The organism is Pectobacterium aquaticum, assembly GCF_003382565.3.
Taxonomy (GTDB): Bacteria; Pseudomonadota; Gammaproteobacteria; order Enterobacterales; family Enterobacteriaceae; genus Pectobacterium; species Pectobacterium aquaticum.
In genome coordinates, this window is record NZ_CP086253.1 from 181,712 (window position 1) to 194,926 (window position 13,215).

At 55.6% G+C, this 13,215-nt stretch carries 10 protein-coding genes; 9 read left to right on the forward strand and 1 reads right to left on the reverse strand.

Annotation, left to right across the window (positions count from 1 at the left end):
* Positions 1-2: 2 nt before the first annotated feature.
* From DMB82_RS00815 to oxyR, 9 genes are all read left to right on the forward strand, one after another.
* Complete coding sequence (locus DMB82_RS00815) at positions 3-2,438, forward strand: bifunctional aspartate kinase/homoserine dehydrogenase II (RefSeq protein WP_102118170.1); 2,436 nt, start codon at positions 3-5, stop codon at positions 2,436-2,438.
* Between the two features lie 560 nt (positions 2,439-2,998).
* Positions 2,999-4,183, forward strand: a complete 1,185-nt coding sequence (locus DMB82_RS00820) for an ABC transporter ATP-binding protein (protein ID WP_116164109.1) — start codon at positions 2,999-3,001, stop codon at positions 4,181-4,183.
* Positions 4,180-5,313, forward strand: coding sequence for an extracellular solute-binding protein (locus DMB82_RS00825; RefSeq protein WP_116164111.1), 1,134 nt, complete (start codon positions 4,180-4,182; stop codon positions 5,311-5,313). The genes DMB82_RS00820 and DMB82_RS00825 overlap by 4 nt, the downstream gene beginning before the upstream one ends.
* Before the next feature lie 73 nt (positions 5,314-5,386).
* Complete coding sequence (locus DMB82_RS00830) at positions 5,387-6,226, forward strand: ABC transporter permease (protein WP_039486819.1); 840 nt, start codon at positions 5,387-5,389, stop codon at positions 6,224-6,226.
* Positions 6,223-7,029, forward strand: a complete 807-nt coding sequence (locus tag DMB82_RS00835; RefSeq protein WP_116164113.1) for an ABC transporter permease — start codon at positions 6,223-6,225, stop codon at positions 7,027-7,029. The genes DMB82_RS00830 and DMB82_RS00835 overlap by 4 nt, the downstream gene beginning before the upstream one ends.
* Complete coding sequence (locus DMB82_RS00840; RefSeq protein WP_102118174.1) at positions 7,026-8,030, forward strand: LacI family DNA-binding transcriptional regulator; 1,005 nt, start codon at positions 7,026-7,028, stop codon at positions 8,028-8,030. The genes DMB82_RS00835 and DMB82_RS00840 overlap by 4 nt, the downstream gene beginning before the upstream one ends.
* Positions 8,031-8,077: 47 nt before the next feature.
* The gene (locus DMB82_RS00845; RefSeq protein WP_116164115.1) at positions 8,078-8,839 is read left to right on the forward strand and encodes a phosphodiesterase; all 762 of its coding nucleotides are present in this window, start codon (positions 8,078-8,080) and stop codon (positions 8,837-8,839) included.
* 522 nt (positions 8,840-9,361) lie between these two features.
* Complete coding sequence (gene metF, locus DMB82_RS00850; RefSeq protein WP_102118177.1) at positions 9,362-10,258, forward strand: methylenetetrahydrofolate reductase; 897 nt, start codon at positions 9,362-9,364, stop codon at positions 10,256-10,258.
* A gap of 621 nt (positions 10,259-10,879) precedes the next feature.
* Complete coding sequence (gene oxyR / locus DMB82_RS00855) at positions 10,880-11,788, forward strand: DNA-binding transcriptional regulator OxyR (RefSeq protein WP_102118178.1); 909 nt, start codon at positions 10,880-10,882, stop codon at positions 11,786-11,788.
* Here the strand turns inward: oxyR and sthA are convergent.
* Positions 11,780-13,186 (reverse strand): Si-specific NAD(P)(+) transhydrogenase, encoded by a 1,407-nt coding sequence (gene sthA / locus DMB82_RS00860; RefSeq protein WP_102118179.1) that lies wholly within the window; start codon positions 13,184-13,186, stop codon positions 11,780-11,782. The genes oxyR and sthA overlap by 9 nt on opposite strands.
* Between the last annotated feature and the right edge of the window lie 29 nt (positions 13,187-13,215).

Here is a 13,215-nt window from a genome sequence, read left to right on the forward strand (position 1 = left end):
GAATGAGTGCATTAGGAGTAGCGCCATCGGTAACGGGCCGACAGCTGCATAAGTTTGGCGGTAGCAGTCTGGCCGATGTGAAGTGTTACCTGCGCGTAGCCGGTATTATGGCGGAGTATAGCCACCCCGGTGATTTGATGGTGGTGTCTGCCGCTGGCAGTACCACAAATCAACTGATTAGCTGGTTGAAACTGAGCCGAAGCGATCGCCTGTCGGCGCATCAGGTTCAGCAGGCATTACGCCGCTACCACAGTGAACTGATTGCCGGGCTTCTGCCTGCGCAAGAGGCAGAAGCGCTGACCGCCCAGTTTATTCGCGATCTGGAGCGTTTGGCTGCGCTGCTGGATGGCAAGATGACGGATGCCGTCTACGCCGAAGTGGTCGGGCACGGTGAAATCTGGTCGGCTCGCCTGATGTCTGCCGTGTTGAATCACCGGGATATGAATGCAGCGTGGCTGGATGCGCGTGATTTTCTCTGTGCGGAGCGTGCCGCGCAGCCGCAGGTGGATGAAGGGCGCTCCTGGCCGCTGTTACAGCAATATCTGACGCAACATGCAGGGCAGCGTTTAGTGGTAACGGGTTTTATCTGCCGTAATGATGCAGGTGAAACGGTGCTGCTGGGGCGCAACGGCAGTGACTATTCCGCCACACAAATTGGTGCGTTGGCGGGCGTTGAACGCGTGACCATCTGGAGCGACGTCGCTGGGGTGTATAGCGCTGACCCGCGCAAAGTGAAAGATGCCTGCCTGCTGCCGCTGCTGCGTTTGGATGAAGCCAGTGAACTGGCACGTCTGGCAGCTCCGGTATTACATACGCGTACCTTACAACCTGTTTCCGGCAGCGATATCGACCTGCAACTGCGTTGCAGCTATCAGCCTGAACAAGGATCGACGCGCATTGAGCGCGTGCTGGCCTCGGGTACGGGTGCCAAAATTGTCACCAGCCATGATGACGTGTGCCTGATTGAAGTTCAGGTTCCCGCAGGACATGATTTTGCGCTGCTGCAAAAAGAAGTCGAACAGCTTCTGAACCGTGCGCAGTTGAAACCGCTGGCGATCGGCGTTCATCAGGATCGTAACCTGCTGCAACTGTGCTACACCTCCGAAGTGGTGGATAGCGCATTACAACTGCTAACACAGGCCGCGTTATCCGTTGAGCTCAACCAGCGTGACGGGCTGGCGATGGTGGCGATGGTGGGTGCGGGCGTGGGTAACAATCCGCTGCACAGCCACCGTTTCTATCAGCAGTTGAAAGATCAGCCGATTGAATTTGTCTGCCAGGCCGATGATGGCATCAGTCTGGTCGCTGTGCTGCGTGTTGGTCCGACGGAGCATTTGATTCGTGGGTTGCACCATTCGTTGTTCCGAGCAGAAAAACGTATTGGGCTAGTGCTGTTTGGCAAAGGGAATATTGGTTCACGCTGGCTGGAGCTGTTTGCGCGTGAGCAGAGTAATCTGTCTGCACGTACCGGCTTTGAGTTTGTACTCGCTGGCGTGGTGGACAGTACCCGCAGCTTGCTGAACGATGATGGGCTGGATGCCAGCCGTGCATTGGCTTTCTTCGAAAGTGAAGCGCAAGAGCGGGATGGCGAAGATCTGTTCCTGTGGATGCGCGCGCACCCCTTCGATGATTTGGTGGTGCTGGACGTCACCGCCAGTGAGTCGGTCGCCGATCTGTATCTGGATTTCGCCAGCTATGGTTTCCATGTTATCAGCGCCAACAAACTGGCGGGGGCGTCCGGTGGCAATAACTACCGCCAGATCCGCGACGCGTTCGCGAAAACGGATCGCCACTGGTTGTATAACGCGACCGTCGGTGCAGGGTTGCCGGTCAACTTTGCCGTACGCGATCTGCGGGAAAGCGGTGACAGTATTCTGGCGATTAGCGGGATTTTCTCCGGCACGCTTTCCTGGTTGTTCTTGCAGTTTGACGGCACGGTGCCGTTCACCGAACTGGTCGATCAGGCTTGCCAGCAGGGGCTGACTGAACCTGATCCGCGCGTTGACCTTTCTGGTCAGGACGTTATGCGTAAATTGGTGATTCTGGCGCGTGAGGCTGGCTATGATATCGAACCGAGTCAGGTTCGGGTTGAGTCGCTGGTGCCGCTGGGCTGTGAGCAGGGTTCTGTCGATTACTTCTTCGAGAACGGCGATTCGCTGAACGAGCAGATGCTGCGTCGTCTGGAAGCCGCACAGGAAATGGGTCTGGTTCTGCGTCACGTCGCACGCTTCGACAGCAATGGTAAAGCGCGTGTGGGCGTTGAAGCCGTTCGCCCCGATCATCCGCTGGCCTCGCTGTTGCCGGGTGATAACGTGTTTGCGATAGAAAGCCGCTGGTATCGGGATAACCCTCTTGTTATCCGTGGGCCGGGCGCGGGGCGCGATGTTACCGCCGGTGCGCTTCAGTCTGATCTGAACCGTTTGGCGCAGTTACTGTAAATCTGCTGTAAGCGTAAGCTACCGTTGGCCGTCTCTTAGTCATATTTTTATGCAGACCAAGAGACGGTTTCGTGCGCCACAACCCCGCCATTTTCATGCTACCTCGTAGCAAACGCCCGACACGGGGCGGCTCACGCGCCGCTCGCCCCGTGACCCCAGGCTTTCCGGCGCAAATTATGCCGCTGGCGCGGTGCCTTCTTCGATATCCGGCTTAACGGACCGCTTGCGACACGTTTACTCGTCCCATAAATGGGACTCGCCCTTCGGGCCAGCACAAGTGCTGTTCAAAAACGTTGCTGACGTTTTTGTCCGACGTGGCGCAAGCTTGAGCCGCTTCCCTGCGGCTCATCCTAAGCCTGCTATCTCTTCAGCATAATTTTTTACGCCGGATAATGGCAAACTCCGCAGAGCTTTCGCGTACTTATATAAGGCGAGCGTTAAGCGTATTTCCCCATATTCTCCACTAGTCCTGTCATTGAAATGTCACAGTGACAACACGCCACTGACACGATGTCACCGCACAATCAGCGCATTGTTTGATTATCGTGGAATGCACAGCTGTGCAAAAAACAACTTCCTCTGCGGCAGCCCCGCACATTGTCATCGACCATCTACATGTTGGATACGGCACGACAGCGGTATTGAACGATATCCATCTGGAGATTGCACAGGGCGAATTCGTGGCGTTGCTCGGTTCGTCAGGGTGCGGCAAGACGACGTTACTGCGTACGGTTGCTGGCTTCTCGTCACCGCGTGCGGGGGCGATTCGCGTTAACGGACAGGACATGACGCAAGCGCCGCCAGAGAAACGCGGAATGGCGCTGGTGTTTCAGAGCTATGCGCTGTGGCCGCACATGACGGTGGCGCAGCATATTGCTTACGGACTGCGTTTGCGCCGCGTCCCACGTGCGGAAATTGCCAGCCGTGTAGCGGAGCTGGAAACGATGCTCGGTTTAACGGGCCTGAGCGCCCGTAAGCCAGCGGAACTGTCCGGTGGACAGCGGCAGCGCGTCGCCTTGGGTCGTGCGCTGGCGGTACGGCCCGATATTCTGCTGCTGGACGAACCGCTCTCCAATCTGGATACCCGTATTCGCCTACAGCTACGTGATGAGATTCGTGCGCTGCAACAGCGGCTGGGGCTGACAGCGATCCACGTGACGCACGATCGGGAAGAAGCGATGGTGATGGCGGATCGCATCGTGATTTTGAATCAGGGTCGCATCATGCAGGCGGGTAGCCCGCAAGAGGTGTACCACCATCCGGCCAGCGCGTTTGTCGCAGCGTTTATGGGTGCGGAAAATCGGCTTGTGCTGGAAGCGCGTTATGACGGCGATACGCTGATGATTCCCGGTGATGCCGAGAGCCATTCGCTGGTCCCTGAGAATACGTCGCTACCGCCCGGCCCGATAGAAGCGCGCTTTCGTGCGGAAGCCGCTCGTCTTTACGATCCGGCGGACGTCCCGCTTATCCAGCCCGGTATGTTGATGCGCTATGGCACGGTACAGGCACAGAGCTACCCCGGCGGATACTGGCAGCATACGATTTCCAGCGGCACTTGGCGGATACAGGTTCATGCGTCGCACCCCTATGCCATCGGGCAGCGGGTTGCCGTGCAGATCCCTGCCGAGGCGCTGTTTCTTTTCCCGCTGGCAGAAGAGGCTATGCCTTTGACGGCGGTACCAAATACCACTTCACGTTATTCCTCGCTTCCAGGCCTGATCCTGAATTGGAGACAAATGAGATGAAACGCATTTTTGCTGCAACGCTGATGATGAGTACGCCGCTGGCGGCGGTACAGGCACAGGAATTAACGGTGTTGACGGCGGGTGACCAGAACATGGTCGATTATGTGAATGAATACTTAGGGCCGCTGTTTGAGAAGCAGCATCTCGGCGTAAAAGTGCGCGCTGTCGGTACTGGGCCAGGTGATGCGGGGTCGCAGAAGATTCTTGAGCGTTTCAATGCACAGCAGGCCGCTGGTGCCAAAGTCTGGGACACCGATGTGGCGGTTGTGCATGAGAAGTTTGTCGGCCCGATGGTGCAAAAGGGCGACCTGCTGAAATATCGCGATGATATCGCCAGCGGCAAGCTGGTCAGCATGGCTGCTGCGGATAAAGCCATGGGTACGGACGTGAAAGGCTACGTCATGCCGATGTTCAGTAGCCAGACGGCGCTGGCCTATAACCCCAGCATGGTAGCGAATCCGCCTAAAAGCTATGACGAAATCCAACAGTGGGCAGCCGCAAATCCGAAGATGTTCGGCTACAACGGCATTAAAGGCGGCGCATCGGGAGTGAGCTTCGTCATGGGCTGGATTTACGCTTACGGCGGCGATGCCCAGAAGCTGATGAACGGACCGTTTGATGAGGCGGAAGCGAAGAAATGGCAACCCGCGTTTGAACGCCTGAAAGCCTTTAACAAGAACGTGACGCTGACGCCGGGCAATGCTGGCACGCTCGACATGCTGAGCCGCGGTGAAATCGCGATGGGGCCGGTGTGGGTCGATATGTTCTATTCCTGGAAAGCGAGCGGGCAACTGCCGGACAATTTCAAGTTGCTGCTTCCTGCGCCCGGTATGCCGGGGCAGCCGATGCACTATGTCATCCCCGCGCAGGCACCGAACCGCGAACTGGCTAAACAGTTTGTCGAATTGGCAACCAGCGCCAAAGTGCAGGCCGAAGGGATCGTGGAACGCTTTAACTGGTATCCGGGGGTCGATGCCAAGTACGTTCAGGCTGAGCTGAAGCCCGCCGTCTGGCAACGCCTGTTCACGGATGTGACGCCTGATGAACTGGCGAGCAAAGGGAAGACATTCCCTATCGCGCCTTATCACACCGCGATTTTAAACGCCTATGAGCAGGCGATGGCGAAGTAATCATTCCCTAAATTTTTATACCCTTAGCATCACATGCGCACTGGCGGGATGAGGCCAGAGCGCGGAGACATTCATGTTGCAAGTATCCCAATTCTCTTCCCGACTGGCGGGTATCGCGCTTGTGCTACCCGCGCTGGCGGTGGTGGCTGTCTGTTTTATCACGCCGCTGGGGCTGTCGGTTGGGGGCGCTTTTGTCAGTCAGAATGGCGTGGGCATTGATAATTTTGTCACGGCATTGACGCTGTATCTGCCCGATATCCTGTTTACCTTACTGATTGTGAGCCTCGCGACGCTACTGATCGGCCTGCTGTCCGTCATGATCGGCGGCTACCTGACACTGGGGGAAAGCCCGCGCATGGTGGCGCTGCTGCGCTGGGTCTATCGCTGGCCGCTGTTTATCCCGTTTATCGTGACCGGGCAAATTTTACGCACGTTTCTGGCCAAGAACGGCTGGTTGAATGGCGCGCTGGATACGCTCGGTATTGTCGATATGGCCAGCGCCAGCAACTGGCTGGATTGGCGCGGCATTGTGTTCGCTTTCGTCTGGAAGCAGACGCCGTTTGTGGCATTGCTGGTTGCGGGCGCGATGGCGTCGCTGGATCGCACGATGATAGAGTCCGCCCGTAATTTAGGCGCATCTCGCCTGCGTATCCTGTGTGAAATTGTGGTGCCTCAGGTTGGGCAAACGCTGCTCACCGGGCTCATTCTCTCTTTCGTCACCATGATGTCGGTACTGTCCGTACCGATGATGATCAATGCCCAGTCGCCAACGATGCTCACTGCCAACATTGCCTTTCGCATTAACGCCTACGGCGATTACGGCGTCGCGAATGCGTTGGGGGTGATTTCCCTGCTGATGACTGGCCTGTTTGCCGTGATTTATCTCCGCTTGAACATGAGGGAGAAGGCATGAAGAACGTACTGTGGTGGATCCCGAGAATGCTGATTCTAGGGACGCTGATCTTCTTGATCTTTGGGCCTTTGGCTAACCTCCTGCTGTGGTCGGTGGCGGAGAAATGGTTCTATCCTCACCTGCTGCCCAATGAGTGGGGTTTTGCCTTCTGGAAGCGGGTGTTTTCGCCGCGCGGTGTGGCCTGGGAAGCGCTGGGGAATAGCGTGATGGTGGCGGTGTTCACCGTGCTGGCCTCGCTGTCGCTGGCGATTCCGGCGGGATATGCGCTGGCGCGCCTGCCGCTGCCTGCTCGTGGATTGATACTGCTGGTATTCCTGATCCCGCAGGCATTCCCGAATTTGACGGTGTACGTCAACATCGCCCGCCTGTTTTATCAGTGGGGACTGAACGGCACGTTGCTGGGTGTCGTGCTGGTTCACACGGTTCACGGGCTGGTGTTTGCGGTCTGGATTGCTTCGGCGGCGTTCTCGGCGGTGGGGCGTGAAATGGAGCAGGCGGCGCGTTCAATTGGTGCCGGGCCATGGCGTGCTTTTGTTGATATTACCCTGCCGCTGGCTATGCCAGGGCTGATGGCATCGGCCATCTTCGTTTTCCTCGAATCGCTGGATGAATTTACCGGCAGCTACTTTGTGGGAGCACCGGATGTGCAGATGATGCCGCTGCTGCTCTATACCGCGGGGGCGGGCGGTAACTATCAGATCGCTTCTATTACTGCGTTGGTGCTGCTGATTCCTTCTGTGCTGTTCATGCTGGTGGTGGAACGTTTTTTAAAGGCCGACGTAATGGCAAGGATAGGGAAATGACGGTGGGTAAACCGGGTTACGTCAGCGCACAGGATGTTGCGCGTCGGGCTGGTGTATCGCGCTCGGCGGTGTCCCGCAGTTTTACTCCCGGCGCCAGCGTGTCGGCTGCCACCTATGCCAAAGTGATGACGGCAGCGCAAGAGCTGGGGTATCAGGTTAACGATCTGGCGCGCGGCCTGCTGGCGAACAGCAGTCGTCTGGTTGGGCTGGTGGTGACACACCCCGAGGTCGGGTTTCGCGCCAATTTGGTCGCAGAGCTGTCGCAGGCGTTAATCCAACGCGGCTCGATTCCTGTGCTCATCAATACCGGCCATGTGCGGGAAGCGATGGCTGCTGCGCGCTCCATTCTGTTTGGTCACCGTGCGGAAGCGACGATTGTGCTTTCCGGCTCGCCGCCAAAAGAATTTGTCGAACTGGCACAGCTAAATGGCCAGCCGCTGATTGTTATTGGGCGGCACGAACCGGCGTGTGACAGCGTACACATCGATAATGACACCGCCGCGCGTATGGCCGCGCGGCTGTTTGCCTCATCGGGCAGAACGCGTTTGGCTTTGGCTGGAGCGGCGTCGGCAACGCCCAATATTATTGAACGCGAGCAGGCGTTTTGTGAGGAGGCATGCGCGTTAGGGCTGCCCGTGGCCGTAGTGCGCGGCACTGATACAGATTATGACGATGGGCTGGCGGTGGGGCAGACGCTGTTTTCGCTCCCGGAAAGCGTCAGACCAGATGCGGTGTTCTGTGTTAACGATTTAGTCGCGTTCGGCGTGATCGATCGCGCAAAGCAGTGTGGGCTTGCCGTTCCGCAGGATCTTATGGTCATCGGGTTTGATGATATTCCGGCCGCAGGGTGGGATGCCTATGCGTTGACGACATTCCGTCAGGATCCCGCAACGATGGCGGCTCAGGCATTGGCGTTGCTCGATCGACGCCAGTCTCAGGTACAAGAACCTGCGTGTCGAGCGAAAGTGGCTGCCCCGCTCATCCGCCGCCAGTCGGCATAACGGTACTGGCAGGCGATAGCGCGTCGATAGTGAAACCGAGGATACATATGAAACTGATTCAACTCTCCGACCTCCATCTGACCGCACAAGGCGGCAACTTGCATGGCCGCGACCCAGAGCAGCAGTTGAAGGCGGCGATTGCCGATATCAACGCACACCATCGCGATGCCGATCTGGTGGTCATCTCCGGCGATCTGTCCGATGACGGCAGTGCGGCATCTTATGCGTTTCTGGCCTCGGCGCTGGCTGAACTCCAGCTTCACTGGCGTGTGACGATGGGGAATCACGACGACAGGGAGACGTTTTTAGCCCAGTTCCCGACGCTGGCGGATGAAAACGGGTTTGTGCAGAGCGTGACGTCCGTGGGGGATGATTGCGTCATTCTGCTGGATTCGTTGCAGGCCGGTGGCGTTGCCGGAACGCTGTGTTCAGTGCGGCTAGCGTGGCTGGAACAACAGCTTCAGGCTGCGGAAGGCAAGAATGTGTTCCTGTTCCTGCATCACCCTCCGATGTCGATTGGGCTTCCGGCGCTTGATAGCGTTCGATTGGCACCCGAAGCGGCAGAGGCGCTGTCTCAGGTGTGTCATCGCTTCGGTAACGTACGACATATTTCTGCGGGGCACGTGCATAGGCCAGCCAGTGGCGGCTGGCGAGGAATATCGTTCAGCACGGTACGCGGCACCAACCATCAATCCGCGCTGCGCTTTGCTCCGGGATTTGAAACCAGTCTGGAAGCCCCGCAATACGCCATTTTTCTGACGACAGAAGAAGGGCATACCGTACATTTTCACGATTTCCCCTGTGGCTGATGGCGTGCTCTTTCGTTTAATCATATTTTTTATGCAGTCTGAGAGACGGTTTTGCTGTTATCCGGCGTAAAAAATTATGCTGAGGAGATAGCTGGATTAGGATGAGCCGCAGGACGCGGCGAGAGCTTGCGCCACGTCGGGAACGTGTCGCAAGCGGTCCGTAAAGCCAGATACCGACGAAGGCACCGCGTCAGCGGCATAATTCCCGCCGAAAGCCTGGGGTCATGGGGCGAGCGGCGTTTGAGCCGCCCCATGTCGGGCGCGTGCTACGAAGTAGCATGAAAATAACGACATTATCGCGCACGAAACCGTCTCCGCGTTGACATAAGAATGTGACTACAAGACAGCGCGTTGCGGAAACCCATCATGAACTTTTTTCATTTACCGTGAGCAATCATCACGGCTTGTCGTGCTAAAAAACGTTGACTCTTTAAGCGGATTACGTCATTTTCTATATAGACGTCTAAACGTATAGACGTGTAGCGAATGATAATAACAGTCACGGTCAACGGGGTAGCAGGTATGAGCTTTTTTCACGCAAACCAGCGGGAAGCGCTGAATCAAAGTCTGGCGGAATTACAGGGGCGCATTAATGTGTCATTCGAATTTTTCCCGCCGCGTACCAGTGATATGGAAGAAACCCTGTGGAGCTCTATTGATCGACTGAGCAGCCTGAAGCCCAAGTTTGTTTCCGTGACTTACGGGGCGAATTCTGGCGAGCGTGACCGTACTCACAGCATTATCAAAACGATTAAAGAACGTACCGGTCTGGAAGCGGCACCTCACCTGACCTGTATTGATGCCTCGCGTGAGCAACTGCGCGACATCGCTCAGGATTACTGGCAGAGCGGTATCCGCCATATTGTCGCGCTGCGTGGCGACTTGCCTCCAGAAGGCGGCAAACCGGACATGTATGCGGCGGATCTGGTTTCGCTACTGAAAGAGGTCGGTGATTTTGATATTTCGGTTGCCGCCTATCCTGAAGTACACCCTGAAGCGAAAAGCGCACAGGCTGACCTGATTAACCTGAAACACAAGATTGATGCTGGCGCGAATCGCGCTATCACACAGTTCTTTTTCGACGTAGAAAGCTATCTGCGGTTCCGTGACCGCTGCGTGGCGACGGGCATCGATGTAGAAATTGTGCCGGGCATTCTGCCAGTGTCGAACTTCAAGCAGTTGCAAAAATTTGCCACGATGACCAACGTCCGCGTGCCGAACTGGATGACGAGCATGTTTGACGGCCTGGATAACGATCCAGAAACCCGCAAAATGGTGGGGGCGTCTATCGCTATGGATATGGTGAAAATTCTCAGCCGCGAAGGCGTAAAAGATTTCCATTTCTATACGCTGAACCGCGCTGAACTGAGCTACGCGATTTGCCATACGCTGGGCGTCCGCCCTAATGTGGCACGCTGAGGCGACACGCAAGGTTTCAGGAAGAAAAAGGCCGCATGCGGTGACGAAGAGTAACGATATTGGGATGCCTTTCAACGTCACTTACGGCGGCTCTGAAAAGGAGGAGTTTCAGGATGAGATTCCTATTCATGCGGCTCGGCCGTCTGGCTAATCTTTATCTCCCGCGCCTGTTTTTATCTCTTATCCCATTTTTATTGCTAGTCGTTCCTATAAATAATCGTTTCTATCACTCATAACAGTACGATGACCGCTCGGCGGCGTTATGAGCCATCCGCCTGACTATTCGAATCCCTCTTTCTCTCCACCTATCCTCATCCTGTTAATGGCTTTGCCTGCTGGTCAGATTTCCAGGTATCGATCGCGGGAGTATCGTTGGCCGATACACACAAAATGCTGTTGCTGCCAAGTCGTTTGAAGACGTTAGTCTGGTTGTTATAGCGTGGCGGAAGGCAAGAGTAGGTATACCCGTGGTACCGAAATCGTAAAAATATTGTTTTATTCCTGTAGAAATAAATAGATACGCTTTGGTGGGATATATTATTCATTTTGGCTGTTGATAGGGATTATCGTTCATTGATATCCTATCTATTGCTGTTAGCTATCATGATAAGGAGAATAATAATGAATATTCGGGACTTAGAGTATCTTGTCGCGCTGGCAGAACATCGTCACTTTCGGCGTGCGGCAGATTCCTGCCATGTGAGTCAGCCAACACTCAGTGGACAGATTCGTAAACTGGAAGATGAACTCGGGGTGATGCTACTGGAACGAACCAGTCGCAAGGTCTTGTTTACGCAGGCTGGGCTGTTGCTAGTCGAGCAGGCCCGAACGGTATTACGTGAGGTCAAGGTACTAAAAGAGATGGCAAGCCAGCAGGGCGAAGCCATGTCTGGGCCGCTGCACATTGGCCTGATCCCCACCGTGGGGCCTTATTTGCTGCCCCAAATCATTCCGATGCTGCATCGCACGTTTCCCAAACTCGAAATGTACCTGCACGAAGCGCAAACCCATCAACTACTAGCCCAGTTGGACAGCGGCAAACTGGACTGCGCCATTCTGGCGATGGTGAAAGAGTCCGAAGCTTTCATCGAAGTTCCTCTCTTCGACGAGCCAATGAAACTGGCGATTTACCAAGATCATCCTTGGGCGAACCGCGAACGTGTGGCGATGTCCGATCTGGCGGGTGAAAAACTGCTGATGCTGGAAGACGGCCACTGCCTGCGCGATCAGGCGATGGGTTTTTGTTTTCAGGCGGGGGCGGATGAAGATACGCATTTCCGAGCAACCAGCCTGGAGACACTGCGCAACATGGTTGCAGCTGGAAGCGGTATTACGCTGCTGCCGGCGTTATCGGTTCCGCGCGAACGCGAACGCGACGGCGTCTGCTATTTGCCGTGCTATAAGCCGGAGCCCAAGCGCACTATCGCGCTGGTGTATCGCCCCGGTTCACCGCTGCGCGGACGTTATGAGCAACTTGCTGATACCATCCGCGAGCATATGCAAGGCTATATGGAAAACCTGTCAAAATAAGCGGTTAAGCCCGTTCAGCGCGGCTACACGGTACGCTTCTGCCATGGTTGGATAGTTGAAGGTAGTATTAACGAAATATTCGATAGTATTGCCTTCACCTTTCTGTTCCATGATGGCCTGCCCGATGTGGATAATCTCAGCGGCGCGCTCACCAAAGCAGTGAATACCCAGAATCTGTTTCGTTTCACGATGGAACAGAATCTTCAAACTCCCCACATTCATCCCAACAATCTGCGCCCGTGCCAGATGTTTGAACTGTGCCCGCCCGACTTCATAAGGCACTTTCATCGCGGTGAGCTCTTGCTCGGTTTTCCCCACGGAGCTGATTTCTGGGATGGTATAAATGCCGGTTGGGATATCTTCGATCAGATGCGCGCTGGCATCGCCTTTGATGATCGCCTGTGCGGCGAGTCGACCCTGATCGTACGCCGCCGATGCTAGGCTTGGATAGCCAATGACATCGCCGATGGCATAAATATGCGCCAGCGCCGTCTGGTACATGCTGTTGACCTTGAGCTGCCCGCGGCTGTCGGTGCTCAGGCCGATATTCTCTAGCCCCAGCGTTTCCGTGTTACCCGTGCGTCCGTTGGCATAAAGCAGGCAATCCGCCTTCATCTTTTTGCCTGACTTCAGATTAACGATAACGCCGTCAGACAGCCCTTCAATACTCTCGAACTCTTCGTTGTGGCGAATCACCACGCCGTTATTCCAGAAGTGGTAGGACAGGGCATCCGACATTTCCTGATCGAGAAAGGCCAGCAGCCTATCGCGGGTATTGATTAAATCGACCTTAACGCTCAGGCCGCGAAAGATCGAGGCGTATTCGCAGCCGATAACGCCCGCACCGTAAATGATGACGTGCTGAGGCTCATGGTCGAGTTGCAGAATCGAGTCGCTATCGTAAATGCGTGGGTGGTTGAAATCGACGTCTGCCGGATGATACGGACGTGAACCGGTCGCGATAATGATATTCGCGGCGGTCAGCGTTTCATGGGTGTTGTCTGGGTAGTGAACAGCGATCGTGTGTGCATCGATGAAGCTGGCTTCGCCGGAAAACAACTCGCACTGATTACGCTCATAAAATCCTTGTCGCATACGGGTTTGCTGACCAATGACGCTGTCGGCGTGGCGCAGGATGTCGGAAAACGAGGAGCGAATAATGCGGGAGTTGTCACTGTAGAGGGGGTTTTGATTGAACTCGATAATACGGCTGACGGCGTGGCGGAGGGCTTTAGAAGGAATCGTACCCCAGTGGGTACAGCCGCCGCCGACATTGTAGTGACGTTCAATCACCGCAATTTTGGCCCCGTGCTTGGCCAATCCCATTGCTGCACCTTCACCGCCGGGACCGGAACCAATCACAATGGCATCATAATCGAATTGATGTTCTAGAGTCATGGTAGGTTAAACCTGTTTTTATACAAAAT

Coding starts and splice junctions, on each gene's coding strand:
- DMB82_RS00815 (WP_102118170.1), top strand. CDS start 3: ATGAGTGCATTAGGAGTAGCGCCATCGGTAACGGGCCGACAGCTGCAT.
- DMB82_RS00825 (WP_116164111.1), top strand. CDS start 4,180: ATGAAACGCATTTTTGCTGCAACGCTGATGATGAGTACGCCGCTGGCG.
- DMB82_RS00830 (WP_039486819.1), top strand. CDS start 5,387: ATGTTGCAAGTATCCCAATTCTCTTCCCGACTGGCGGGTATCGCGCTT.
- DMB82_RS00835 (WP_116164113.1), top strand. CDS start 6,223: ATGAAGAACGTACTGTGGTGGATCCCGAGAATGCTGATTCTAGGGACG.
- DMB82_RS00840 (WP_102118174.1), top strand. CDS start 7,026: ATGACGGTGGGTAAACCGGGTTACGTCAGCGCACAGGATGTTGCGCGT.
- DMB82_RS00845 (WP_116164115.1), top strand. CDS start 8,078: ATGAAACTGATTCAACTCTCCGACCTCCATCTGACCGCACAAGGCGGC.
- metF (WP_102118177.1), top strand. CDS start 9,362: ATGAGCTTTTTTCACGCAAACCAGCGGGAAGCGCTGAATCAAAGTCTG.
- oxyR (WP_102118178.1), top strand. CDS start 10,880: ATGAATATTCGGGACTTAGAGTATCTTGTCGCGCTGGCAGAACATCGT.
- sthA (WP_102118179.1), bottom strand. CDS start 13,186: ATGACTCTAGAACATCAATTCGATTATGATGCCATTGTGATTGGTTCC.